This window comes from Sphingomonas aracearum (assembly GCF_003345355.1).
Lineage (GTDB): Bacteria > Pseudomonadota > Alphaproteobacteria > Sphingomonadales > Sphingomonadaceae > Sphingomonas > Sphingomonas aracearum.
In genome coordinates, this window is record NZ_QQNB01000002.1 from 539,560 (window position 1) to 560,273 (window position 20,714).

Here is a 20,714-nt window from a genome sequence, read left to right on the forward strand (position 1 = left end):
CTTACGCGGCCTGCTTCTGCTCGGTTTCCTGCTCCTGCGGGAACGGGAAGCCGAACAGGCGCAGCAGCTCGCGCGCTTCTTCGTCGGTCTTGGCGCTGGTCGTGACGATCACGTCCATGCCGCGGATGTTGTCGACCTTGTCGTAGCTGATTTCCGGGAAGATCAGCTGCTCCTTCAGGCCGCAGGCATAGTTGCCGCGGCCGTCGAACGACTTCGGGTTCAGGCCGCGGAAGTCACGCACGCGCGGCAGCGCGATGTTGATGAAGCGGTCGAGGAACTCGTACATCCGCTCGCGGCGCAGCGTCACCTTGCAGCCAATCGGCATGCCCTCGCGCAGCTTGAACTGCGCGATCGACTTCTTGGCCTTGGTGATGACCGGCTTCTGGCCGGCGATCAGCTGCATCTCGGACGCGGCCTGGTCGACCTTCTTCTTGTCCTGCGTGGCCTCGCCCACGCCCATGTTCAGCACGATCTTCTCGATCCGCGGAACCTCAAGCGCGTTCTTGTAGCCGAACTTGTCGGTCATCGCCTGGATGATGCGATCGTCATAGATCGCCTTCATGCGGGGCTTGTAATCAGCCATCGATCTTGTCCCCCGTCTTCACGGCCACGCGGACCTTCTTGCCGTCCTGCGTCTCGAAACGGACGCGGGTGGGCTTGCCGTCGGCGGTCACGTGCGCGACCTTGGAGACGTGCATCGGCGCCTCGAAACGGTCCAGGCCACCCTGCGGGTTCGCCTGGCTCGGCTTGGTGTGGCGCACGGCCACGTTCACGCCCGCAACGACGACCTTGCCGTCCTTGGGCATCGACTGGGTGACGGTGCCGGTCTTGCCCTTGTCCTTGCCGGACAGAACGATGACCTGGTCGCCCTTCTTGATCTTCGCAGCGGCCATTACAGCACCTCCGGAGCCAACGAGATGACCTTCATGTGACCCTTGCCACGCAGCTCGCGCACGACCGGGCCGAAGATACGGGTGCCGATCGGCTCCTCGTTCTTGTTGACCAGAACGGCGGCGTTGCCGTCGAAGCGGATCACCGAGCCATCGGCGCGGCGGATGTCCTTGGCGGTGCGCACGATCACCGCGCGGTGAACGTCGCCCTTCTTCACGCGGCCACGCGGCTGCGCTTCCTTCACGGAGACGACGATGATGTCGCCCACGCCTGCCGTGCGACGCTTGGACCCGCCAAGCACCTTGATGCACTGCACGCGCTTCGCGCCGCTGTTGTCAGCGACGTCGAGATTCGACTGCATCTGGATCATGGATCCAATTCCTTTCCCTGAGGCGGATACCGACCCGACCTCGCCTTAAAAAACGACCCCCGGCGCGAGCGCGAGCCCGAACCGAGGGGAGCGGCCCTGTAACCGCTCCGTCATGGATTGGCAAGCCAACCCATCCCGCCGGCCGGGCGAACCCGGCCGCACGAGTTACGCGTCGACGTCCACGCGCTCCGGCGTCGCATGGGTGTTCACCCGCTCGATCACCTTCCAGGTCTTCAGCTTGGAGATCGGCGCGGTTTCTTCGATCCGCACGGTCTCGCCCTGCTTGAACTCGTTGCCCTCGTCATGGGCATGGTACTTCTTCGAACGGCGGATGATCTTGCCGTAGAGCGGGTGCTTCACCTTGCGCTCCACGTTCACCACCACCGTCTTGTCGGTCTTGTCCGAGACGATCACCCCGGTCAGCACGCGCTTCGGCATGACTCTCTTCCTTACTTCGCTTCAGCCGAGCGCGCGCGCTCGGACTGCAGGGTCTTGATCCGCGCGATGTCGCGGCGGACTTCCTTGACGCGGCTCGCCTTTTCCAGCTGGTTGGTGGCCGCCTGGAAGCGCAGGTTGAACTGCTCGCGCTTCAGCTGGCCGAGCTGCTCGTTGAGCTGGTCGTCGGACTTGGTCTTCATGTCGTCGATCCGGGCCATCTTACATGACTCCCAGGTGCGAGGTGTCGCCCAGGCGGGCCACGACCTTGGTCTTGATCGGCAGCTTCATCGCCGCGCGGCTGAACGCCACGGCCGCGATGTCGCCGGGAACGCCGTCCAGCTCGAACAGGATGCGGCCCGGCTTGACGCGGGCGGCCCAGAACTCCGGCGAGCCCTTGCCCGAGCCCATGCGGACTTCGGCCGGCTTGGAGGAAACCGGAACGTCCGGGAACACGCGGATCCACAAGCGCCCCTGGCGCTTGATGTGGCGCGTGATCGCGCGGCGAGCCGCCTCGATCTGGCGAGCGGTAAGCCGCTCCGGCTCCAGGGCCTTGAGGCCGTAGGCGCCGAAGTTCAGCGTGGTGCCGCCCTTGGCGTCGCCGGAAATCCGGCCCTTGAACGCCTTGCGGAACTTGGTGCGCTTTGGTTGCAGCACTTCATCTACTCCTTAGCGGCGATCATCGCGCGCCGGACGGACGCCGGAGGTCTGAGCCTCCATCATCAGCCGGTCGGTCGCCATCGGGTCATGGCCGAGGATCTCGCCCTTGAAGATCCACACCTTCACGCCGCACACGCCGTACGCGGTGTGGGCTTCGGCTTCGGCATAATCGAGGTTGGCGCGCAGCGTGTGCAGCGGCACCCGGCCCTCGCGGTAGCTTTCCGAGCGGGCGATCTCGGCGCCGCCGAGGCGGCCGCCGCAGGCCACGCGGATGCCGTCGGCACCCAGACGCATCGCCGACTGCACCGCACGCTTCATCGCGCGACGGAACGCGATGCGGCGCTCCAGCTGATCCGCGATGCCCTGCGCGACCAGCTTGGCGTCGACTTCCGGCTTGCGGATCTCGACGATGTTCAGCGAAACCTCCGACGAGGTCATGCTGCCCAGCGTCTTGCGCAGCTTCTCGATGTCCGAGCCCTTCTTGCCGATGATCACACCGGGGCGCGCGGCATAGATCGAGATGCGGCACAGCTTGGCCGGACGCTCGATCACCACCTTGGAGATCGCCGCCTGCGGCAGCGTCTTCAGGATGTACTGACGGATCCTGAGATCCTCGATCAGCAGCTTGCCGTAATCGGCGCCCTCGGCGAACCAGCGGCTGTCCCAGGTGCGGTTGATCTGCAGGCGCAGACCAATGGGGTTGCTCTTGTGACCCATTATGCTTCTTCCTGCTCGCGCACGACGATGCGCAGACGGCTGAACGGCTTCAGGATGCGGGTGGACTTGCCACGGCCGCGGGTCGCGAAGCGCTTCATCACGATCGACTTGCCGACCGACGCCTCGGCGACGACGAGCGCGTCGACGTCGAGGTTGTGGTTGTTCTCGGCATTGGCGATCGCCGAGGCGAGCACCTTGCGCGCGTCAATGGCCATGGCCTTCTTGCTGAAGGACAGAATGTTCATCGCGTCGCCGGCCTTCTGGCCACGGATGAGGCCCGCGACCAGGTTCAGCTTCTGCGCCGAGCCGCGGATCTGCGTGCCGACGGACAGCGCTTCCTTTTCGCCGACCTTGCGGGGGGATGCAGGCTTGCTCATCTTAGCGCTTGCCCTTCTTGTCCGCGGCGTGGCCCGGGAAGTAGCGCGTGGGCGCGAACTCGCCGAGCTTCATGCCGACCATTTCCTCGTTCACGCTCACCGGCACGAACTTGCGGCCGTTGTAGACGTTGAACGTCAGACCAACGAACTGCGGCAGGATGGTGGAGCGGCGCGACCAGGTCTTGATCGGCGCGCGGCCACCCGCGTCCTGCGCGACTTCTGCCTTCTTCAGCAGGTGAAGGTCCACGAACGGACCCTTCCAAACGGAGCGAGCCATCTATCAGCCCTTCTTCTTCGCGTGACGCGACCGGATGATCATCTTGTCGGTCGACTTGTTGTGACGAGTGCGCGCGCCCTTCGTCGGCTTGCCCCACGGGGTGACCGGGTGACGGCCGCCCGAGGTCCGGCCTTCACCACCGCCGTGCGGGTGGTCGACCGGGTTCTTGGCAACGCCGCGGGTGAGCGGACGATGGCCCAGCCAGCGGTTGCGACCGGCCTTGCCCAGGTTCTGGTTCTGGTTGTCCGGGTTGGACACCGCACCCACCGTGGCCATGCAGTTCGCATGAACGTAGCGCTGCTCGCCCGAGTTCAGGCGAACGATCACCATGCCCTTGTCGCGGCCGACGACCTGCACATAGGTGCCCGCCGAACGCGCGATCTGGCCGCCCTTGCCCGGCTTCATCTCCACGTTGTGGACGATGGTGCCGACCGGGATCTGGCCCAGCTCCATGGCATTGCCCGGCTTCACGTCGGTCTTGCGATCGGCGATCACGCGGTCGCCGACGGCCAGACGCTGCGGCGCCAGGATGTAGGCCAGGTCGTCCTTGCCATCCGCCTTCGTGCCGTAGTTCACCAGTGCGATGAACGCGGTGCGGTTGGGATCGTATTCGATCCGCTCCACCACGCCGTCCACGCCCCAGTTGCGGCGCTTGAAGTCGATGATGCGATAGCGCTGCTTGTGGCCGCCCGCGATGCCGCGGCTGGTCACATGGCCCTTGTTGTTGCGGCCACCGGTCTTGCGCTTGCCCTCGGTCAGCGACTTGACGGGGCCGCCCTTGTGCAGACCGGAACGGTCCACCAGGATCAGGCCGCGGCGCGCCGGGCTGGTCGGGTTGTAGTTCTTGAGTGCCATCTTAGTTGGCCCCCTCCGTCACGTCGATCGTCTGCCCCTCGCGGAGCGTCACGATCGCCTTCTTGAAATCCGAGCGGCGGTAGGGCGCACCCTTCCAGCGCTTCGTCTTGCCCTTCTGGACAACCGTGTTCACGCCCACGACGTTGACGTCGAAGATCGCTTCCACCGCCGCCTTGATCTCGGGCTTGCTGGCATCCTTGGCCACCTTGAACACAACCGCGTTCTGCTCGGAGACCAGGGTCGCCTTCTCGGTGATGTGCGGCGCGACGATCACGTCATAGTGACGATTGTCGATCGCGTCCTTCTGCTGCTTAGCCATTGAAGCGAGCCTCCAGCTTCTCGACAGCGGCGCGGGTGAGCACCAGCGTGTCATGCTTCAGGATGTCGTAGACGTTGGCACCGGCGGCGGGCAGCACGTTGACCTGCGACAGGTTGCCGGCGGCGAGCGCGAAGCTCGTCTCCACCATGTCGCCATCGATCACCAGCGCCGTCTTGCCGAAGCCCAGCTTCGCCCAGTCCGCCTTCAGCGTCTTGGTCTTGGCGTTCTCAACAGCCAGGCTGTCCATGACCACCAGCGTGCCCGCCGCAGCGTGGCTCGACAGCGCCATCTTCAGGCCCAGCGCGCGGATCTTCTTGTTGAGACCCGGATTGAAGTCGCGAACGCGAGCACCGTGGGCCTTACCGCCGCCGATGAAGACGGGAGCGCGGCGATCGCCGTGACGAGCCACACCGCCGCCCTTCTGGCGACCAAGCTTCTTGCCCGAACGCGCGACGTCCGCACGCTCGCGGGTGCCGCGGGCGGTGCCGCGACGCTTCTCGAGCTGCCAGGTCACGACGCGGTGCAGGATGTCGGCACGCGGATCGAGGCCGAAGACCTCGTCGTTGAGCTCGATTTCCGCAGCGTCGGTGCCGGCAAAGGAGGAAACCTTGACCTTCACGTTCTCAGCCCTCCTGGCCGTCGGTGGCTTCCGGCGCCGGAGCGACGTCAGCATTGTTGTTGTTGGCGATCTTCAGACCGGCGGGGAACGGCGCGTCCGCATGGCGGTCGACCTTCACGGCGTCCTTCACGAACAGCCAGCCGCCCTTCGAGCCGGGCACCGAGCCCTTCACGAAGATGAGGCCGCGCTCGGCGTCGGTGCCGACCACTTCCAGGTTCTGCTGGGTGCGGTTCTTGTCGCCCATGTGGCCGGCCATCTTCTTGTTCTTGAAGACGCGGCCCGGATCCTGGCGGTTACCGGTCGAGCCGTGCGAGCGGTGCGATACGGACACGCCGTGCGTGGCGCGCAGACCACCGAAGTTCCAGCGCTTCATGGCGCCGGCGAAGCCCTTGCCCTGCGTGCGGCCCTGGATGTCGACCAGCTGGCCGGCAACGAAATGCTCGGCGGAGATGGTGGCGCCCACGTCGAGGAGGTTGTCCTCCGTCACGCGGAATTCGTGAACAATCGCCTTGGGCTCCACCTCGGCCTTGCCGAAATGGCCGCGCTGCGGCTTGGCGACGTTCTTCGCCTTGGCGCTACCTGCGCCAAGCTGGACGGCGGTGTAGCCGTCCCTGTCCATTTCGCGGCGGGCAACGACCTGAAGCTCGTCCAGCTGCAGAACGGTGACCGGCACGTGCCGTCCATCGTCCTGGAACAAGCGGGTCATCCCCATCTTCTTCGCGATCACGCCAGTGCGCATGATCTTGCTCCTTTGACAGAGGCACCTGCAGGCCCATCCCACAGGTGCTTGCGGCCACCCCCCGAAGGCGGCGACCAGTCCAGCCCGGAAATGCGAAGCGTGCCCCCGTCCCGGGCCGGTTGCCTCTTACGAGGCGGTGACGGGAGACGCTGTCCCGATGCCACGAACCCAGGGGATCGAACCATCGGCGGTATCTCTTGCCTGTTGGTCACCGGCTGGACCGGAAGCCATCATCGTTCCGCTACCACCGGAACGAGCAAACCCGCGGGACTCGAAAGTCTACCGCGGGATGCGGCGCATTAGGCCAACTTGATCTCGACGTCAACGCCGGCCGCGAGGTCCAGCTTCATCAGCGCGTCCACCGTCTGCGGGGTCGGCTGCACGATGTCGAGCATGCGCTTGTAGGTGCGCGTCTCGAACTGCTCGCGCGACTTCTTGTCGATGTGCGGGCCGCGGTTCACGGTGAACTTGTCGATGTGCGTGGGCAGCGGGATCGGGCCGCGGATGAGCGCCCCGGTACGACGGGCGGTGTCGGCGATGTCGCCGGCAGCCTGGTCGAGCACGCGATGGTCGAACGCCTTGAGGCGGATGCGGATGTTGCTGTCCATGTTCCCTACCGATGCGTTGGCAACGCCTCCGGCCGTCACCCCGATGCGAAGCGCCGGGGGCTCGTGCCGCAGGCAAAGACGCCGGCGGGATGAGATCGCGACTGGGCGAACCAGCCGCGATGACGGAGAAAGAGCGTTGTTCTCTAAATCTCGAAGGGGCGCCGCATAACGGTGCTCCCATTAAAAGGCAACCGCCCGCCGCACGATTTGTGCGACGGGCGGCTGTTTTGCGACGAACCGCTCGGAAGGAGCGGATCAGAAGCGGCTTACTTGGTGATCGAGCTCACCACGCCGGCGCCGACGGTACGGCCGCCCTCACGGATGGTGAAGCGCTGGCCAACGTCCATGGCGATCGGCGCGATCAGCTTCACGCCCAGGGCGATGTTGTCGCCCGGCATGACCATCTCGGTGCCCTCGGGCAGCTCGACGGTGCCGGTCACGTCCGTGGTGCGGAAGTAGAACTGCGGGCGGTAGTTGGCGAAGAACGGCGTGTGACGGCCACCCTCGTCCTTCGACAGCACGTACACTTCCGACTGGAAGTCGGTGTGCGGCTTGATCGAGCCCGGCTTGGCCAGAACCTGGCCACGCTCCACCTCTTCACGGCCCACGCCGCGGATCAGCGCACCGATGTTGTCGCCGGCCTGGCCCTGGTCGAGCAGCTTGCGGAACATTTCCACGCCGGTCACGACGGTCTTGCGGACGGCTTCCTGGATGCCGACGATCTCGACTTCCTCGCCAACCTTCACCACGCCGGTCTCAACGCGGCCGGTCACCACCGTGCCGCGGCCCGAGATCGAGAACACGTCCTCGATCGGCATCATGAACGGCTTGTCGAGCGGACGATCCGGCTGCGGGATCGACTCGTCAACGGCGGCCATGAGCGCCAGAACGGCTTCCTTGCCGAGCTTCGCGTCCGAACCCGAAAGGGCTGCGGTCGCCGAGCCACGGATGATCGGAATGTTGTCGCCGTCGAAATCGCGCTTGGACAGCTCCTCGCGGATTTCCATCTCGACCAGCTCGAGGATTTCCTCGTCGTCGACCAGGTCGACCTTGTTGAGGAACACCACCATGGTCGGCACGCCGACCTGACGGGCGAGCAGGATGTGCTCCTTGGTCTGCGGCATCGGACCGTCGGTCGCGGCCACCACCAGGATCGCGCCGTCCATCTGCGCCGCGCCGGTGATCATGTTCTTCACATAGTCGGCGTGACCCGGGCAGTCGACGTGCGCATAGTGGCGGTTCTGCGTCTCGTACTCGACGTGCGCGGTCGAGATGGTGATGCCGCGCTCGCGCTCTTCCGGAGCCTTGTCGATGTTCTCGAAGTCCACCTTCTCCGACAGACCCTCGTCCGCCAGGATCTTGGTGATCGCGGCCGTCAGCGACGTCTTGCCATGGTCAACGTGACCGATGGTGCCGATGTTGAGGTGCGGCTTGCTCCGATCGAATTTTGCCTTCGCCATTGTCTTCCTACCTTCTGGATTCGTTTCCGTGAGCCTTCGGGGAGCCCCGCGAAAGCGGCCCCATAGCGGCTGTTGTACGCTTGCGCAAACCCCTCGTTGGCGGAGGGGCCGACAGCGGAGTGAATCCGCTGTCGTCGAAGCTCGGGCAGGCCCGAGCCCGGCCGGCCTGGCGCCGTCTCGCGGGCAGGTCACCCTGCCCGCGTGCGGCTTAGGCCAACTTTGCCTTGACCTCGTCGGCAACGTTCTGCGGCACTTCGTCATAGTGCGAGAACTGCATGCTGTACTGCGCGCGGCCCTGCGTGAACGAACGCAGCGCGTTGACGTAGCCGAACATGTTGGCCAGCGGCACCATCGCCTCGACGGTCTGCGCGTTGCCGCGGCTGTCGGTGCCCTGGATCTGGCCGCGACGGCTGTTCATGTCGCCGATCACGTCGCCCAGATAATCCTCCGGGGTGACGACCTCGACCTTCATGACCGGCTCGAGCAGCTTGATGCCGGCCTTCTGCGCCGCTTCGCGCATCGCGCCGCGGGCACAGATCTCGAACGCCAACGCCGACGAGTCGACGTCATGGTACTTGCCGTCGATCAGGTGCACTTCGAAGTCGATGATCGGGAAGCCGATCAGCGAACCGGTTTCGGCCGTCTCGCGGAAGCCCTTTTCCACCGACGGGATGTACTCGCGCGGGATGTTGCCGCCCTTGATCTCGTCGAAGAACTGGAAGCCCGAACCGCGCTCACCCGGCTTCACCTGCACCTTGACCTCGCCGAACTGGCCCGAGCCGCCCGACTGCTTCTTGTGCGTGTAGGTGAGCTCCACCGGCTTGGCGAGATATTCGCGATACGCCACCTGCGGCGCGCCCACGTTCGCCTCGACCTTGAACTCGCGCTTCATGCGATCGACCAGGATTTCGAGATGGAGCTCGCCCATGCCCTTGATGATGGTCTGGCCGCTCTCCGAATCCGACGACACGCGGAAGGACGGGTCCTCGCGAGCGAGACGATTGAGCGCAACGCCCATCTTCTCCTGGTCGGCCTTGGTCTTCGGCTCCACCGACAGCTCGATCACCGGCTCCGGGAACTCCATGCGCTCCAGGATGATCGGCGCGCCTTGCGCGCACAGAGTGTCGCCCGTCGTGGTGTCCTTGAGGCCCGCCAGAGCGACGATGTCGCCGGCATAGGCCTCGGTGATGTCCTCGCGGCTGTTCGCATGCATCAGCAGCATGCGGCCGACCTTCTCCTTCTTGTCCTTCACCGAGTTCATCACGGTGGAGGCCGCGTCGAGCTTGCCCGAATAGATGCGGGCAAAGGTCAGCGTACCCACGAACGGGTCGTTCATGATCTTGAACGCCAGCGCCGAGAACGGCGCGGAGTCGTCCGACGGACGCTCGTCCGGCGTCTCGCCGTCCAGCTTCACGCCCTTGATCGCCGGCACGTCGAGCGGGCTCGGCATGTAGTCGACCACGGCGTCCAGCAGCGGCTGCACGCCCTTGTTCTTGAACGCCGAGCCGCAGATGATCGGCACGAACGCCATCTCCAGCGTGCCCTTGCGGATCAGGCGCTTCAGCTCCTCGACGCTCGGCTCGTTGCCCTCGAGATAGGCTTCCATCGCCGCATCGTCCTGCTCGACGGCCATCTCGATCAGGTCGCTGCGATACTTGGCGGCCTTTTCGGCCATGTCGGCCGGGATGTCCTGATATTCGAACTTCGCGCCGAGGCTCTCCTCGAGCCAGATGATCGCGCGGTTCTCGACCAGGTCCACCAGGCCCTTGAAGTCGCTCTCGATGCCGATCGGCAGGTACAGCACCGCCGGGCGCGCCGCGAGGCGCTCGATGATCGAATTCACGCAGAAGTAGAAGTCGGCGCCGGTGCGGTCGAGCTTGTTGACGAAGCACATGCGCGGCACGCTGTACTTGTCGGCCTGGCGCCACACGGTCTCGGACTGCGGCTCCACGCCGGCCACGCCATCGAAGCACGCAACCGCGCCGTCGAGCACGCGCAGCGAACGCTCCACCTCGATGGTGAAGTCCACGTGGCCCGGCGTGTCGATGATGTTGATGCGGTGCTCTTCGCCCTTGCCCTCGGCGGCGCGCCAGAAGCACGTCGTCGCGGCGGACGTGATCGTGATGCCGCGCTCCTGCTCCTGCTCCATCCAGTCCATGGTCGCGGTGCCCTCATGGACCTCGCCGATCTTGTAGGACTTGCCGGTGTAATAGAGGATACGCTCGGTCGTCGTCGTCTTGCCGGCGTCGATGTGCGCCATGATGCCGATGTTGCGATAGCGTTCAAGCGGATGGCTGCGGGCCATGATCTAGGTCCTTGAGACTGAGCGGTACGGAGCAGAGCGGTGCGAAACGACGCCGCTCAGGGGAAGAACAATTTGCCGATGGCGGCGCCGGCTCCAAGGAGACCGGCGATCGCGATCAGACCCTGGAAGATGGCTGCGAACGGCACCACCTTCGTTTCGGCGAGAAGCTTGCCGTTCTCGGCCAGTGTCTTCTGAATGTCGGCATGGATCTTGTCGATGCGAGCGAGCTGTTCGCGCAGGTCGATTGATCCATCGTCCAGTTGCGTCGCCACGATCCATGCCTCCTTTCAGCGGCTATATAGTGCCTTGGTAGCGATAGCCAATAAGCGCCGTCGTTACCAACGATAGTGGCTGAACGCGCGGTTCGCTTCCGCCATGCGGTGCGTGTCCTCGCGCTTCTTCACCGCGTTGCCGCGATTGTTGGAAGCGTCCAGCAGCTCGCCCGACAGGCGCGCCGACATGGTGTTTTCCGAACGGTTGCGCGCCGCGGTGATGAGCCAGCGGATCGCCAGCGCCTGCGCGCGCTCCGGACGGACTTCCACCGGAACCTGGTAGGTTGCACCGCCGACGCGGCGGCTGCGGACCTCGATGCCCGGCTTGATGTTGTTCAGCGCGTCATGGAACACGCCCAGCGGATCCTTCTTGGCACGGTTCTCCACCGTTTCCATGGCGGAATACACGATGCCTTCCGCGACGGACTTCTTGCCGTCCAGCATCACGCTGTTCATGAACTTCGACAGAACCTCATCCCCGAACTTGGGATCAGGCAGAATTTCCCGCTTCTCGGGACGACGACGACGAGCCATCTTGAACTTCCTTCTAAAACTTCAGCCGGTTCCGGAACCCGTCCGGGGCTTACTTTGGCTTACTTGGGACGCTTGGCGCCGTACTTCGAACGGCTCTGCTTGCGGTCCTTCACGCCCTGCGTGTCGAGCACGCCGCGCAGCACATGGTAGCGCACGCCCGGAAGGTCGCGCACACGGCCGCCGCGGATCAGCACCACCGAGTGCTCCTGGAGGTTGTGGCCCTCGCCCGGAATGTAGCTGATGACTTCGCGGCTGTTGGTCAGGCGAACCTTGGCCACCTTGCGCAGTGCCGAGTTCGGCTTCTTCGGCGTCGTCGTGTAGACGCGGGTGCAGACGCCGCGCTTCTGCGGGTTCTGCTCCATCGCAGGAACCTTCGACTTGGCCTTCTGCGGTTCGCGGCCCTTGCGGACCAGCTGGTTGATCGTCGGCATGAAGCCCTTCACCTTTTGTTACCGGATGAAACCGGCGGTTACTTTGCTGGAGTCATGAACTCGGAATACAAAAAGGACCGCTGGGCAGCATCAACGCCGCCCCGAGGCCCCACGATTGCATCCAGCAATGTTCAAGCATGTCCGCGACGAACGAGCCGCCACGAACCCGCCGCCCTTACCGCAGGGCGGGCGCCGGGTCAATGGCGGGCCGCATCAATAGGCGCGCGCGATCAGCACCCGCTCCACCGCCGGCGCACCGGTGAAGAAGCAGGCGCCATCCGCCGGCGCCGCATCCTGCGGCGTATTGCGCAGCGTCAGCTTCAACGCCTTGAGCCGCGCCTCCACCTGCTCCAGCGCAGGCCCGGTCGGCTTGGACCATTGCACTTCCACCCATCCCGGAAACTTCGCGCTTTCGGCGAAGAATGTCTCCAGGGCGGCGAAGTCCGCCACATCGCGGTGGATGTTGGCATCCAGCCGCGCCTTCGCCTCGGCATGGAGCGCCGTCTGGATGCTTTCCAGCATGCCGCCGGCCTCGTCCACGAAAGCGCTGCGCGACAGCACCGCCGAGTCGAGCTTGCCGTCCTCCCGGTACAGCCGGTCGCGCCGGATCACCGAGACGTTCGCGCCCGCCATGTCGCGTCCGCCGACCTCCACGACGATCGGCGCGCCCTTCTTCACCCAGCTCCAGCGCTTGGCGGCCGCCTTGGCCGGCTTGAGGTCCAGCTGCACGCGCAGCGGCTCGCCGAACGCGGTCAGTGCCGACAGCTGCCCCTGCAGCTCGCGGCAGTAATCGATCAGCGGCTCGTCCTCCGGCGCGTCGCGCAACATCGGCACGATCACCACCTGCCACGGCGCGATCCGCGGCGGCACGCGCAGCCCGTCATCGTCGCCGTGCGTCATGATGATCCCGCCGATCATCCGCGTCGACATGCCCCAGCTGATCGTGTTGGCCGGCTCGAACACGCCTTCCTTGTTCTGGAAGCGGATGTTCTGCGCCTCGGCGAAATGCGTGCCGAGGAAGTGACTGGTGCCGGCCTGCAGCGCCTTGCCGTCCTGCATCATCGCCTCGATCGACCAGGTTTCCTCCGCGCCCGGGAAGCGCTCGTTCTCCGGCTTCTCGCCCGCCACCACCGGCATGGCGCAGCAGGTTTCGGCGAAGTCGCGGTACAGCTCCAGCCCCTTCATCGTCTCGGCCTTGGCCTGCTCCGCCGAGGCGTAAGCGGCATGGCCTTCCTGCCACAGGAACTCGGCCGTCCGCAGGAACATGCGCGTGCGCATTTCCCAGCGGACGACGTTTGCCCATTGGTTGATCTGCACCGGCAGGTCGCGCCACGACTGCACCCAACGGCTGAACGCGGCGCCGATCACCGTCTCCGACGTCGGCCGCACGATCAGCGGCTCCTCCAGCTTGGCGGCAGGGTCGGGCATGAGCCCGCCCTTCCCGTCCGGGATCAGCCGATGGTGCGTGACCACCGCCATCTCCTTGGCGAAGCCCTCCACATGCTCCGCTTCCTTCTCGAAATACGAAAGCGGGATGAACAGTGGGAAGTAGGTGTTGTCATAGCCGTTGGCGCGGATGCGATCGTCCAGCAGCCGCTGGATCCGCTCCCAGATGCCATAGCCCCATGGCCGCATCACCATGCACCCGCGCACGCCCGAATCCTCGGCCATGTCGGCTTCGGCGATAACAGCCTGGTACCAGGCGGCGAAGTCCGCCTCACGGGTGACGGGGAGAGCGTGCTTGATCATGGGGGCGGCGATAACCGCCGCGAGCGCAGGAGGCTAGAGGGCGCGGCGGGTATCGCCGCCCCCGCATCGTCACCCCGGACCTGTTCCGGGGTCCACCCCGCCGCGCGGGCGACCGCGAGGGGTACGCGCTGGGACTCCCATGTCCCAACAGCGCCAGCCCATTCCCGCAAAGGCCGGGATCATCTTCCCAAGCGATACCGCCTCCATGGGTACCGGCTCCCGCGGGCATGACGGAAATTGGGGGGAAAGCGGACATTGGACGGTCAATCGCTCGCCGGCCCGTGGAGCAATCGATCAATGCCGAACAGAAGCGCCACGATGGCTACGAAGTCGGCATAAACCACGGGCGCAACGACGATCGTTGGTTTCGGCAGGTGCATGCTCCACCGAAGGAGGATGGCCCCGTGAGCGAGACTGACGAGGGCGATGATAGGCCAGAAATAAAGCCGCTTATGCAAATGCCAGCACGCGTGCACGGCCACCGTCACGGCACCGACAGAGAACGCAGTTGCCGCTCCAAAATCCGAGTCTCTCGCGAAGGTAGCCGCTCCAAACACGCACAGTCCAAGGGCCGCAAACGCCAGCTTGGAGCCGAGTGACATAGGAGGCTTATCGACCACGCTTCCACAATCGCGGCATAAGCGAATGTCTGCAAGTGGGCGAAAGCGGAAGGTCCGGTTTCCGGCGCTAGCAACTTCCATCGCCCTCCCACCTTGCCCCCTTGCCCCGTTCCGCTACCAGCCTCCCCATGCCGCCACCCCGCACCGACCGCCCGCTCGCCGGCATCGCCCTGCGCCTCGCGTCCGTGTTCCTGCTCGCCGTCATGCTCGCCTCCGCAAAGATCGCCGAGGCGCGGGGCGCGCACCTCCTCGAGATCCTGTTCTGGCGACAGGCGCTGGCGGTGCCGGTGGTGCTCGCCAGCGTTCTGCCCACCGCCGGCCTCGCCAGCCTCAGGACTGCGCGTCCGATCGCGCATGCCCGGCGCATGGTCGTCGGCCTCACCGGCATGGCGGCCAATTTCGGCGCGGTGCTGCTGCTGCCGCTGGCCGAGGCGTCCACCTTCGGCTTCACCGTGCCGATCTTCGCCGTGGTGCTGTCGGCGCTGGTCCTGAAGGAGCCGACCGGCCCCTGGCGCTGGGCAGCGGTGGGGATCGGCTTTGCCGGCGTCGCGATCGCGCTCCAGCCCGGCGGGCATCACGTTTCCGCGTTCGGCGCGGCGGTGGCGCTGACCGGGGCGGTGCTCACGGCCACCGTCACCATCCTGATCCGCGACCTATCGAAAACGGAGCGCGCGGGCACCATCGTGTTCTGGTTCACCCTCACCTCGCTGGTGCCGCTCGGGCTGGCCTTGCCATTCGTGGTCGAGCGGCATGACGCGGCCACCTATGGTTTGCTCGTGCTGCTCGGCGTGGCGGGCGGTGCCGCGCAGCTGTGCCTCACCGGCGCGCTGCGCCTCGCGCCCGTCGCCGTGGTCATGCCGATGGACTATTCCAGCCTGCTCTGGGCGACCCTGTTCGGCTGGTGGCTGTACGGCGCGCTGCCGACGCCGGCGACCTGGGTCGGCGCGCCGATCATCGCCGCCAGCGGGCTGGTGATCGTCTGGCGCGAGCGGGTGCGCCACCGCGAGAACGCCGTCACGGCGATGCCGGAGGACTGAAGCCCGCCAGCAGGCGCCGCGCGCGCAGGAACATCTCCACCCGCATCACACTGAACATGCCGAGCGCAAGGCAGGCGAGCACATCCGTCATCAGTCCGACATCGAGGTGCAGCGCCGCGCCGCCCGCCGCTGCACCCTGCTTCACCGCGATCAGCACGACGAGGAACAGGATCGCCACCAGCGATCCCTGCTGATGCAAGCCGCCCGTTGCCGGATCGAGATGGATGCGCATCGTCTTGCCGCGCTGCCACCCCAGTGCGCAGCCCGCCGCCAGCCCTGCCGCGCAAGCGAGCCATCCCAGCGGCGCGGGCGGATGCTGCACCAGCAGCGCCGCCACCAGCGCGGCGTAGAGCGCCGGCACCATCCACAGCCGGCCGGGGTGCAGCGCCCTCACCCGCGTCATCCGCCGCGCGCGCAGCGCCAGCACGACGCCGGCGATCGCCAGCGGGATCACGAACTGCAGCCAGCCCCCCGGCTGGACATGGTGCGCCTGCATGCTTCCCCCTTGCTCCCAAGGGGTGTGCTAGCAGCCTGGCGCACCTGTCCGCCAGGCTTATTCCGCCGCCAGGGCGGGCTCCGCATCCTTCCACACCAGCACCGGCTTGCGCGCCGCCTGCGTCTCGTCCAGCCGGCTGCGCGGGGCGAAATGCGGGGCGGTCTTGAGCGCGGGATCACCCGCCTTCGCCCGCTCCGCCACCGAACGCAGCGCGCCGACGAACTGGTCCAGCGCCGCCTTGCTCTCGGTTTCCGTCGGCTCCACCAGCATCGCGCCGTGCACCACCAGCGGGAAGTACACCGTCATCGGGTGATAGCCCTCGTCGATCAGCCCCTTGGCAACGTCCAGCGTGGAGAAGCCCTCGGCAAGGTTCGCGTCGGAGAACAGCGCCTCGTGCATGCACGGCCCCGCCCCGCCGAACGGTGCATCCAGCACGTCCTCCAGCGAGCGCAGGACATAATTGGCGTTCAGCACCGCATCCTCGGCCACCTGCCGCAGGCCGTCCGCGCCGTGGCTGAGGATATAGGTGAGCGCGCGGGTGAACATGCCCATCTGGCCGTGGAACGCGACCATGCGGCCGAAACTGGCGGCATGATGCTCGCCTGCCGTTTCCTCTTCCACCAGCTCGAACCGGCCGTCGCGCTGCTCCACGAAGGGCAGCGGCGCATAGGGGGTCAGCGCCTCCGACAGCACCACCGGTCCGGAGCCCGGTCCGCCACCGCCGTGCGGGGTGGAGAAGGTCTTGTGCAGGTTGATGTGCATGGCGTCCACGCCGAGGTCGCCCGGCCGCACCCGTCCGACGATCGCGTTGAAGTTCGCGCCGTCACAATAGACGTACCCGCCCGCCGCGTGCACCGCGTCGGAAATCTCCTTGAGGTCGCGCTCGAACAATCCGCAGGTGTTCGGATTGGTGATCATCACCCCGGCCACGTCCGGCCCCAGCCGCGCCTTCAGCGCCGCCGTGTCCACGCGGCCGTCTGCCGTTGCCGGAATATCCTCCACCGCGAAGCCGGCAAAGGCTGCCGTGGCGGGATTGGTGCCGTGCGCGCTCTCGGGCACCAGGATCACGCGCCGATCCTCGCCCCGCGCGGCCAGCGCCGCCTTGATCGCCAGAATGCCGCACAGCTCGCCATGCGCGCCCGCCTTGGGGCTCATCGCCACCGAATGCATGCCGGTCAGCGTCACCAGCCAGTGCGCAAGCTGATGGATCACCTCCAGCGCGCCCTGCACCGTGTCGACCGGCTGGAGCGGGTGGACGTCCGCGAAACCGGGCAGCCGCGCCATCTTCTCGTTCAGACGCGGATTATGCTTCATGGTGCAGCTGCCGAGCGGGAACAGGCCAAGGTCGATGGCGTAGTTCTGCCGGCTGAGCCGCGTGTAGTGGCGCACCGCCTCGGGTTCGGACAGGCCCGGCAGGCCGATCGGGGCCTCCCGCTCCAGCCCGGCCAGATAGGCCTTGGCCGGCATCGCCGCATCGCTCTCGGCAGGCGTGCCGGTGAAATCCACGCCGGTCGTCTCGGTGGACCCGATCTCGAAGATCAGCGCCTCTTCCAGCATCAATGCCTTGTTGCCGGTGAAGGTGGAGGCAGCGCTCTCGCCGCCCTTTTCGGTCATCGTCGGGCGCCAGCCGCTCTGGTTGATCGTCACTTCAGCACCTCCTCGAGCGCGCCCGCCAGCGCGTCCACGTCCCCTGCGGTGGTCGTCTCGGTCACCGCAACCACCAGCCCGTTGGCGAGGCTCCCCTCGCCCGGATAGAGCCGGCCGAGCGACACGCCCGCCAGGATCCCGTTCTCCGCCAGCTGGCGCACGACCGGCCGTGCTTCCTGGCTCAGCTCCAGCGTGAACTCGTTGAAGAAGCTGGTATTCACCAGCGTCACGCCCGGCACCATCTGCAACCGCTCCGCCGCCGCGGCCGCCGCGCCATGGTTGACCCGCGCCAGATCGCGCAGGCCCTTCTCGCCCAGCAATGTCATGTGGATGGAGAAGGCCAGCGCACAAAGCCCTGAATTCGTGCAGATATTGCTGGTCGCCTTTTCGCGGCGGATATGCTGCTCGCGGGTCGAAAGGGTCAGCACGAACCCGCGGCGGCCATCGGCATCCACCGTTTCGCCGCACAGCCGTCCGGGCATCTGGCGAACATATTTCTCCTTGCACCCGAACAGGCCGACATACGGTCCGCCGAACTGCAGGCCGACGCCCAGCGACTGGCCCTCGCCCACCACGATGTCCGCATCCATCTCACCGGGCGACTTCAGCGCGCCCAGCGCCACCGGCTCCGTGACCACCACGATCAGCAGCGCCTTCTTCGCGTGGCACGCCTCCGCCAGCGGCTTCAGGTCGCCGATGCGGCCGAGAATGTCCGGATACTGCACCACCACGCAGGACGTGTCGGCGTCGATCGCCTCTGCCAGCGCGTGATAATCGGTGTCGGGCACCAGTTCGGGCGTGCCGGTTTCCAGCACGTCGCCGGTGTACTTCGCCATCGTCCTGGCGACCGACACATAATGCGGGTGAAGGCCGGAGGAGAGGATCGCCTTGCCTCGGCGCGTGATACGGCGCGCCATGCCGATCGCTTCCCAGCAGGCGGTTGAGCCATCGTACATGGAAGCATTGGCCACATCGGTCCCGAGCAGGCGCGCAACCTGCGTCTGGAACTCGAACAGCATCTGCAACGTGCCTTGCGCGATCTCCGGCTGATACGGCGTATAGGCCGTCAGATACTCGCCGCGCTGGATCAGGTGATCCACGGAAGCCGGCACATGGTGCCGATACGCGCCGCAGCCGAGAAAGAACGGCCCGTCCCCCGCCGCGATGTTCTTGCGGGCGAGCGCGGTCATGTGCCGCTCCACCGCGATCTCGCTGGCGTGATCGGGCAGGCCGGCGATCGGGCCGGAGAGCCGCGCCGCCTCGGGCACGTCGACGAACAGCTCGTCGATCGAGGCGACGCCGATCGTCGCCAGCATCGCATCGCGGTCGGAGGGGGTCAGGGGCAGGTAGCGCATTCAGGTTTCTCCCCCCTCCCTGAACGGGAGGGGTCGGGGGTGGGTCGGCCCGCGAGGGAAGGGTCACGCCAGCCAACCGGCCGACCCACCCCCAGCCCCTCCCATGAAGGGAGGGGAGAAAGGATCAGAGCTTGGACACGAAGGTCGCGTACGCGCTTTCGTCCATCAGCTCTTCCAGCTCGCTCGGATCGGACAGTGTGATCTTGAAGAACCAGCCGTCGCCTTCCGGGTCTTCGTTCACGAGTTCCGGCGTGTCCGACAGCGCCGGATTGCCCTCCAGCACGGTGCCGGAAGCCGGCGCATAGACGTCGGACGCCGCCTTGACGCTCTCGACCACGGCGGCTTCGTCGCCCTTGGTCAGCTCCTTGCCGTCCTCCGGCACGTCGACGAACACGATGTCGCCCAGCTGGCTTTGCGCATATTCGGAGATGCCGACCGTGCCGATGTCGCCATCGACGTCGATCCACTCATGATCCTCGGTGAAGTAACGGCTCATCTCATTTAACTCCACGATGGTAGCGGTGGGGAACGAAGGGCATGGCGGTGACGGTGCCGGTGTGCACCTTGCCGCGCTGGGCCAGCTCGACGCGGGTGCCCACTGCCGACAGTGCGGCGGGCACATAGGCCATGGCGATGGGCTTGCCGATGCTGGGCGCGAAGCCGCCGGAGGTCACGCGCCCGATCGCGGCGCCGCGGTCGTCCATCACCGTTGCGCCCTCGCGCACCGGCTGGCGGCCGTCGAGCACCAGGCCGACCCGCTTCAGCGCCGAACCGTTCTCGCGCTCGGCGAGGATGCGGGCGGCACCGGGGAAGTTCGCTTCCTCGCGCCGGCGCTTGCTGGCCACGGCGAAGTTCAGCGCCGCCATGATCGGCGTGGTCTCGGGATCGAGGTCATGCCCGTAGAGCGGCAGGTCCGCCTCCAGCCGCAGCGAATCGCGTGCGCCGAGACCGATCGGCTTCACTTCGCCCTGCGCGCAGAGCGCCTCGGCCAGCGCCTCGGCATGGTCGGCCGGAACCGAAATCTCGAAACCGTCCTCGCCGGTATAGCCCGAACGGCTGATCCACAGGCTCGCGCCCTGCCACTCGAAGCGTGCGCCGGTCAGGAACACGAGCTCCTCGACCCCCGGCACCAGCCGGGCGAGCGCGTCCACCGCCTTTGGGCCCTGCAATGCCAGCAGCGCCTGCTCGTCCATGTGGTTCAGCGTCACGTCATCGGGCAGGCCGTCCAGCAGATGCGCCATGTCGTCATATTTGGTCGCGCCGTTGACCACCATGTACAGGCCGTCGTCCCACCGCGTGAGCATCAGGTCGTCGAGGATGCCGCCCTCCTCGTTCAGGAGCAGCGAATATTTCTGATGATGCGGCTTGATGCCGGCGACATCGGCCGGAATCAGCCGCTCCAGGGCCGCATCCAGGCCCTCGCCCGACAGGTGCAGCTGCCCCATATGGCTGACGTCGAACAGCCCGGCATTCCCGCGCACCCACAGATGCTCGGCCATGATCCCCTCGTACTGGACGGGCATCCAATAGCCGGCGAACTCGACCATCCGGCCGCCGCGGGCGCGGTGCCAGGCGTCGAGCGGCAGCGTGCCGGGCTCGACCTCCACATAGGCGTCCGCATGGTCGATGGAGCTGGCGTTGCTCATGAAACAGGCCTTCAGACACGAGGATCAACGACGAACAACGCGCTTGCGCGCCTTTCGTCGCCCCCTCTGTCACGGAACCTGAGAGCTTTCCCCGCGCATCCGCGGGTTACCCCTTCGGTGGCCGGCGCGTTGCCGCGTCGGCGCTTTCCAGAGTGTCGTGGCTCCGCGCGGTCCTTTGTGCCTGAGAGATTCCGGGGCGGTTGCTCCTTCGGCGTCCCGGTTCCCCGAGAACTCTCCCGCGCGTCGCCTATCCGGCTGCCCGGATTCGACCCGGCTCCTCTGGCCGAGCCGAAGC

General features: G+C 66.3%; 27 protein-coding genes and 1 riboswitch. Of the genes, 1 reads left to right on the forward strand and 26 read right to left on the reverse strand.

The features are described 5' to 3' along the window. Position 1: 1 nt before the first annotated feature. From rplE to DVW87_RS09910, 21 genes are all read right to left on the reverse strand, one after another. The gene (gene rplE, locus DVW87_RS09810) at positions 2 to 583 is read right to left on the reverse strand and encodes a 50S ribosomal protein L5 (RefSeq protein WP_114687596.1); all 582 of its coding nucleotides are present in this window, start codon (positions 581 to 583) and stop codon (positions 2 to 4) included. Next, positions 576 to 893, reverse strand: a complete 318-nt coding sequence (gene rplX / locus DVW87_RS09815; RefSeq protein WP_114687597.1) for a 50S ribosomal protein L24 — start codon at positions 891 to 893, stop codon at positions 576 to 578. The genes rplE and rplX overlap by 8 nt, the downstream gene beginning before the upstream one ends. Next, the gene (rplN, locus tag DVW87_RS09820; RefSeq protein WP_114687598.1) at positions 893 to 1,261 is read right to left on the reverse strand and encodes a 50S ribosomal protein L14; all 369 of its coding nucleotides are present in this window, start codon (positions 1,259 to 1,261) and stop codon (positions 893 to 895) included. Before rplN ends, rplX begins: the two co-directional genes overlap by 1 nt. A gap of 165 nt (positions 1,262 to 1,426) precedes the next feature. Continuing rightward, positions 1,427 to 1,699 (reverse strand): 30S ribosomal protein S17, encoded by a 273-nt coding sequence (rpsQ, locus tag DVW87_RS09825; RefSeq protein WP_114687599.1) that lies wholly within the window; start codon positions 1,697 to 1,699, stop codon positions 1,427 to 1,429. A gap of 11 nt (positions 1,700 to 1,710) precedes the next feature. Beyond that, positions 1,711 to 1,917, reverse strand: coding sequence for a 50S ribosomal protein L29 (rpmC, locus tag DVW87_RS09830; RefSeq protein ID WP_114687600.1), 207 nt, complete (start codon positions 1,915 to 1,917; stop codon positions 1,711 to 1,713). Position 1,918: 1 nt separating this feature from the next. Next, complete coding sequence (rplP, locus tag DVW87_RS09835) at positions 1,919 to 2,353, reverse strand: 50S ribosomal protein L16 (RefSeq protein ID WP_114687601.1); 435 nt, start codon at positions 2,351 to 2,353, stop codon at positions 1,919 to 1,921. A 12-nt stretch (positions 2,354 to 2,365) separates the two neighbouring features. Beyond that, positions 2,366 to 3,073 (reverse strand): 30S ribosomal protein S3, encoded by a 708-nt coding sequence (gene rpsC / locus DVW87_RS09840; protein WP_114687602.1) that lies wholly within the window; start codon positions 3,071 to 3,073, stop codon positions 2,366 to 2,368. Next, positions 3,073 to 3,450 carry a 50S ribosomal protein L22 gene (gene rplV, locus DVW87_RS09845; protein WP_114687603.1) on the reverse strand — a complete coding sequence of 126 codons (378 nt, stop codon included), beginning with the start codon at positions 3,448 to 3,450 and terminating at the stop codon, positions 3,073 to 3,075. Before rplV ends, rpsC begins: the two co-directional genes overlap by 1 nt. Before the next feature lies 1 nt (position 3,451). Further along, entirely contained in the window at positions 3,452 to 3,727 is a 276-nt protein-coding gene (gene rpsS / locus DVW87_RS09850; protein WP_114687604.1) for a 30S ribosomal protein S19, read from the reverse strand. A 3-nt stretch (positions 3,728 to 3,730) separates the two neighbouring features. Next, on the reverse strand, positions 3,731 to 4,582 hold the full coding sequence (rplB, locus tag DVW87_RS09855; protein ID WP_114687605.1) for a 50S ribosomal protein L2: 852 nt from the start codon (positions 4,580 to 4,582) through the stop codon (positions 3,731 to 3,733). A 1-nt stretch (position 4,583) separates the two neighbouring features. Beyond that, the gene (locus DVW87_RS09860) at positions 4,584 to 4,901 is read right to left on the reverse strand and encodes a 50S ribosomal protein L23 (protein WP_114687606.1); all 318 of its coding nucleotides are present in this window, start codon (positions 4,899 to 4,901) and stop codon (positions 4,584 to 4,586) included. Further along, positions 4,894 to 5,520 carry a 50S ribosomal protein L4 gene (gene rplD, locus DVW87_RS09865; protein WP_239017847.1) on the reverse strand — a complete coding sequence of 209 codons (627 nt, stop codon included), beginning with the start codon at positions 5,518 to 5,520 and terminating at the stop codon, positions 4,894 to 4,896. Before rplD ends, DVW87_RS09860 begins: the two co-directional genes overlap by 8 nt. A 4-nt stretch (positions 5,521 to 5,524) precedes the next feature. Continuing rightward, positions 5,525 to 6,259, reverse strand: coding sequence for a 50S ribosomal protein L3 (gene rplC, locus DVW87_RS09870; protein ID WP_114687608.1), 735 nt, complete (start codon positions 6,257 to 6,259; stop codon positions 5,525 to 5,527). Between the two features lie 299 nt (positions 6,260 to 6,558). Continuing rightward, positions 6,559 to 6,867, reverse strand: a complete 309-nt coding sequence (gene rpsJ, locus DVW87_RS09875; RefSeq protein ID WP_114687609.1) for a 30S ribosomal protein S10 — start codon at positions 6,865 to 6,867, stop codon at positions 6,559 to 6,561. 266 nt (positions 6,868 to 7,133) lie between these two features. Further along, a complete protein-coding gene (gene tuf / locus DVW87_RS09880; protein WP_114687610.1) occupies positions 7,134 to 8,327 on the reverse strand; it encodes an elongation factor Tu in 1,194 nt (397 codons plus the stop codon). 208 nt (positions 8,328 to 8,535) lie between these two features. Beyond that, positions 8,536 to 10,632 (reverse strand): elongation factor G, encoded by a 2,097-nt coding sequence (gene fusA, locus DVW87_RS09885; protein WP_114687611.1) that lies wholly within the window; start codon positions 10,630 to 10,632, stop codon positions 8,536 to 8,538. A 56-nt stretch (positions 10,633 to 10,688) separates the two neighbouring features. Continuing rightward, complete coding sequence (locus DVW87_RS09890; protein ID WP_114687612.1) at positions 10,689 to 10,904, reverse strand: hypothetical protein; 216 nt, start codon at positions 10,902 to 10,904, stop codon at positions 10,689 to 10,691. A 63-nt stretch (positions 10,905 to 10,967) separates the two neighbouring features. Next, on the reverse strand, positions 10,968 to 11,438 hold the full coding sequence (gene rpsG, locus DVW87_RS09895; RefSeq protein ID WP_114687613.1) for a 30S ribosomal protein S7: 471 nt from the start codon (positions 11,436 to 11,438) through the stop codon (positions 10,968 to 10,970). Between the two features lie 59 nt (positions 11,439 to 11,497). Further along, on the reverse strand, positions 11,498 to 11,869 hold the full coding sequence (rpsL, locus tag DVW87_RS09900; RefSeq protein WP_010545715.1) for a 30S ribosomal protein S12: 372 nt from the start codon (positions 11,867 to 11,869) through the stop codon (positions 11,498 to 11,500). Between the two features lie 213 nt (positions 11,870 to 12,082). Beyond that, positions 12,083 to 13,618: an aminoacyl--tRNA ligase-related protein gene (locus DVW87_RS09905; protein WP_114687614.1), complete on the reverse strand. Its 1,536-nt coding sequence runs from the start codon at positions 13,616 to 13,618 to the stop codon at positions 12,083 to 12,085. Positions 13,619 to 13,881: 263 nt separating this feature from the next. Next, positions 13,882 to 14,238 (reverse strand): hypothetical protein, encoded by a 357-nt coding sequence (locus DVW87_RS09910; RefSeq protein ID WP_147276247.1) that lies wholly within the window; start codon positions 14,236 to 14,238, stop codon positions 13,882 to 13,884. A 128-nt stretch (positions 14,239 to 14,366) separates the two neighbouring features. Between DVW87_RS09910 and DVW87_RS09915 the strand changes: the two genes are divergently transcribed. Continuing rightward, positions 14,367 to 15,275, forward strand: a complete 909-nt coding sequence (locus DVW87_RS09915; RefSeq protein WP_114687616.1) for a DMT family transporter — start codon at positions 14,367 to 14,369, stop codon at positions 15,273 to 15,275. Here the strand turns inward: DVW87_RS09915 and DVW87_RS09920 are convergent. The 5 genes from DVW87_RS09920 to gcvT form a co-directional block, all read right to left on the reverse strand. Beyond that, a complete protein-coding gene (locus DVW87_RS09920) occupies positions 15,253 to 15,771 on the reverse strand; it encodes a CcdC protein domain-containing protein (protein ID WP_114687617.1) in 519 nt (172 codons plus the stop codon). The genes DVW87_RS09915 and DVW87_RS09920 overlap by 23 nt on opposite strands. Positions 15,772 to 15,828: 57 nt before the next feature. Further along, positions 15,829 to 17,418, reverse strand: a complete 1,590-nt coding sequence (gene gcvPB / locus DVW87_RS09925; RefSeq protein WP_181814789.1) for an aminomethyl-transferring glycine dehydrogenase subunit GcvPB — start codon at positions 17,416 to 17,418, stop codon at positions 15,829 to 15,831. Further along, positions 17,415 to 18,773: an aminomethyl-transferring glycine dehydrogenase subunit GcvPA gene (gcvPA, locus tag DVW87_RS09930; RefSeq protein ID WP_114687618.1), complete on the reverse strand. Its 1,359-nt coding sequence runs from the start codon at positions 18,771 to 18,773 to the stop codon at positions 17,415 to 17,417. Before gcvPA ends, gcvPB begins: the two co-directional genes overlap by 4 nt. A 124-nt stretch (positions 18,774 to 18,897) precedes the next feature. Further along, a complete protein-coding gene (gene gcvH / locus DVW87_RS09935; protein WP_114687619.1) occupies positions 18,898 to 19,269 on the reverse strand; it encodes a glycine cleavage system protein GcvH in 372 nt (123 codons plus the stop codon). Between the two features lies 1 nt (position 19,270). Further along, the gene (gene gcvT / locus DVW87_RS09940; RefSeq protein ID WP_114687620.1) at positions 19,271 to 20,419 is read right to left on the reverse strand and encodes a glycine cleavage system aminomethyltransferase GcvT; all 1,149 of its coding nucleotides are present in this window, start codon (positions 20,417 to 20,419) and stop codon (positions 19,271 to 19,273) included. A gap of 158 nt (positions 20,420 to 20,577) precedes the next feature. Then, positions 20,578 to 20,668, reverse strand: a riboswitch (glycine riboswitch). Positions 20,669 to 20,714: the final 46 nt, after the last annotated feature.

What these genes read in the sequence shown, in the direction of transcription:
- rpsJ (WP_114687609.1), bottom strand. Translation starts at nt 6,867, where the DNA reads ATGGACAGCAACATCCGCATCCGCCTCAAGGCGTTCGACCATCGCGTG.
- rplN (WP_114687598.1), bottom strand. Translation starts at nt 1,261, where the DNA reads ATGATCCAGATGCAGTCGAATCTCGACGTCGCTGACAACAGCGGCGCG.
- DVW87_RS09905 (WP_114687614.1), bottom strand. Translation starts at nt 13,618, where the DNA reads ATGATCAAGCACGCTCTCCCCGTCACCCGTGAGGCGGACTTCGCCGCC.
- rpsG (WP_114687613.1), bottom strand. Translation starts at nt 11,438, where the DNA reads ATGGCTCGTCGTCGTCGTCCCGAGAAGCGGGAAATTCTGCCTGATCCC.
- gcvH (WP_114687619.1), bottom strand. Translation starts at nt 19,269, where the DNA reads ATGAGCCGTTACTTCACCGAGGATCATGAGTGGATCGACGTCGATGGC.
- rplV (WP_114687603.1), bottom strand. Translation starts at nt 3,450, where the DNA reads ATGAGCAAGCCTGCATCCCCCCGCAAGGTCGGCGAAAAGGAAGCGCTG.
- rpsQ (WP_114687599.1), bottom strand. Translation starts at nt 1,699, where the DNA reads ATGCCGAAGCGCGTGCTGACCGGGGTGATCGTCTCGGACAAGACCGAC.
- gcvT (WP_114687620.1), bottom strand. Translation starts at nt 20,419, where the DNA reads ATGAGCAACGCCAGCTCCATCGACCATGCGGACGCCTATGTGGAGGTC.
- DVW87_RS09920 (WP_114687617.1), bottom strand. Translation starts at nt 15,771, where the DNA reads ATGCAGGCGCACCATGTCCAGCCGGGGGGCTGGCTGCAGTTCGTGATC.
- rplE (WP_114687596.1), bottom strand. Translation starts at nt 583, where the DNA reads ATGGCTGATTACAAGCCCCGCATGAAGGCGATCTATGACGATCGCATC.
- gcvPA (WP_114687618.1), bottom strand. Translation starts at nt 18,773, where the DNA reads ATGCGCTACCTGCCCCTGACCCCCTCCGACCGCGATGCGATGCTGGCG.
- rplX (WP_114687597.1), bottom strand. Translation starts at nt 893, where the DNA reads ATGGCCGCTGCGAAGATCAAGAAGGGCGACCAGGTCATCGTTCTGTCC.
- rpsS (WP_114687604.1), bottom strand. Translation starts at nt 3,727, where the DNA reads ATGGCTCGCTCCGTTTGGAAGGGTCCGTTCGTGGACCTTCACCTGCTG.
- rpmC (WP_114687600.1), bottom strand. Translation starts at nt 1,917, where the DNA reads ATGGCCCGGATCGACGACATGAAGACCAAGTCCGACGACCAGCTCAAC.
- rpsL (WP_010545715.1), bottom strand. Translation starts at nt 11,869, where the DNA reads ATGCCGACGATCAACCAGCTGGTCCGCAAGGGCCGCGAACCGCAGAAG.
- rpsC (WP_114687602.1), bottom strand. Translation starts at nt 3,073, where the DNA reads ATGGGTCACAAGAGCAACCCCATTGGTCTGCGCCTGCAGATCAACCGC.
- rplB (WP_114687605.1), bottom strand. Translation starts at nt 4,582, where the DNA reads ATGGCACTCAAGAACTACAACCCGACCAGCCCGGCGCGCCGCGGCCTG.
- fusA (WP_114687611.1), bottom strand. Translation starts at nt 10,632, where the DNA reads ATGGCCCGCAGCCATCCGCTTGAACGCTATCGCAACATCGGCATCATG.
- tuf (WP_114687610.1), bottom strand. Translation starts at nt 8,327, where the DNA reads ATGGCGAAGGCAAAATTCGATCGGAGCAAGCCGCACCTCAACATCGGC.
- DVW87_RS09915 (WP_114687616.1), top strand. Translation starts at nt 14,367, where the DNA reads ATGCCGCCACCCCGCACCGACCGCCCGCTCGCCGGCATCGCCCTGCGC.
- DVW87_RS09860 (WP_114687606.1), bottom strand. Translation starts at nt 4,901, where the DNA reads ATGGCTAAGCAGCAGAAGGACGCGATCGACAATCGTCACTATGACGTG.
- rplC (WP_114687608.1), bottom strand. Translation starts at nt 6,259, where the DNA reads ATGCGCACTGGCGTGATCGCGAAGAAGATGGGGATGACCCGCTTGTTC.